The organism is Alteromonas antoniana (assembly GCF_019249295.1).
In the GTDB taxonomy this organism is placed as follows: domain Bacteria; phylum Pseudomonadota; class Gammaproteobacteria; order Enterobacterales; family Alteromonadaceae; genus Alteromonas; species Alteromonas antoniana.
In genome coordinates, this window is sequence record NZ_JAESDH010000069.1 from 1 (window position 1) to 1,493 (window position 1,493).

General features: G+C 41.9%; 1 protein-coding gene. It reads left to right on the top strand.

The features are described 5' to 3' along the window. Window positions 1–193 precede the first annotated feature (193 nt). Entirely contained in the window at window positions 194–1,333 is a 1,140-nt protein-coding gene (locus JKP77_RS22080; RefSeq protein ID WP_218313329.1) for an MvaI/BcnI family restriction endonuclease, read from the top strand. Window positions 1,334–1,493 lie beyond the last annotated feature (160 nt).

The following is a 1,493-nucleotide window of genomic DNA, read 5'->3' on the forward strand; positions in this document are numbered from 1 at the left end:
TGCCGCTCATATGCACCTCTGTATTTTTAGTTAGTTTATCTAACTAAGAGGCGTCTAGGAAATTAGTGTCGATTCAACTCAAATAGTTTTTAAGCCTCTGGCTAACAACGATAACACCAAGCAACAAGTGTACTTCGGAGGGAGCTTTGACGCACTCCAACTGCTGCCATCGGGTGAAATCTACTCTGCTGGAATGAGCAAGAAAGGCCCAATATTTAAAGCTCCTTTGGATTTTTACTGGTTATCCCCTGACGGTGAAATTGAGAAAGCGCCAGGGGCACAACTTATTCTATATCCAAAATATCCGGAAATACGCTTTAGCGGATTTTTGCAGCAATGTAAAAGCTCTCCAAGCCAATTAATGCAAGCGCCTACCAAGCAGGAACGAGAGGCTAGGCAGAGTAAACATCGAATTTTATTCTTAGGCTTAGCCGACGACCGGGTCATTGGCTTCGTTACTCACTGGGATGATGAAGTTTCGTTGACCGTAAATGCAATGGTGGAAGCTAGCCAGTATCCGGCTATTGCAACAGTATTTTATGATTTAGACGATGATGCTGTAGATACAAAATCAGACCTGTTAAATAAACTGAAAGAAATATATGAAATGGGACTGGTTCCCTCTCAGCGAATCAAAAACGGCGAGGTCATTCCATATGTTGCTCAAAACGGCGCTGGATTTACTCTTGAGAGCCTTTTCGGAATATCACCTAACGGTGTAGCAGAACCTGATTTTAAAGACTGGGAACTGAAAGCACATTCAGGGAGTGTGGTAACCCTTATGACTCCGGAGCCCAATTTAGGGCTTTATACACACAGTCTTGAGGACTTTCTGCGAAACTATGGGTGGTCAAATAACCCTGAGAGGCTGGATTTTGCCAGTATTCATAAAAACAACTTGCTGAATAAACGGACTAAGTTATTACTCATGATGGATGGCTACGATCCTGATAAAAAGGAAATTACCGACCCTGACGGAGGGCTGATTTTAGTTGATGAAAGCGGGAAAGTAGCCGCTGGCTGGACATTTAGTAAAATACTTGAACACTGGAAGAAAAAGCATTCGAGAACCTGCTTCGTCTCTTACAGCAAACAGGACAATTACGGAATATCTTTCCAGTTTGGACCTTCAATTAGACTGGCTGAAGGTGCTGGCATAAAAAACTATCTTCACTCTCTATTTGTCCAAGCTGTTTACTATGATCCAGGCATCAACATGAAACTAGTTAATGGCAAATGGAAACCCAAAAAGAGAAACCAGTTTCGAATTAAATGGAAAGATATTGAAGCACTTTATGAAACAGTGGTAGATGTATCCCTTAACGAATTGTAATTTTGTTTTAACGACAAGTAATTAAAGGGGCTGCCCGGGAAAAGTGACTGCTTTTTCGTCAGGAGTTATCACTTACTTGTACTCGCGGATTCAACTCCGAAGTGCACCACTCGCTAAATTAAGCTGTTCTTCGTAATTCATTGAAGACCACCGATGGTTG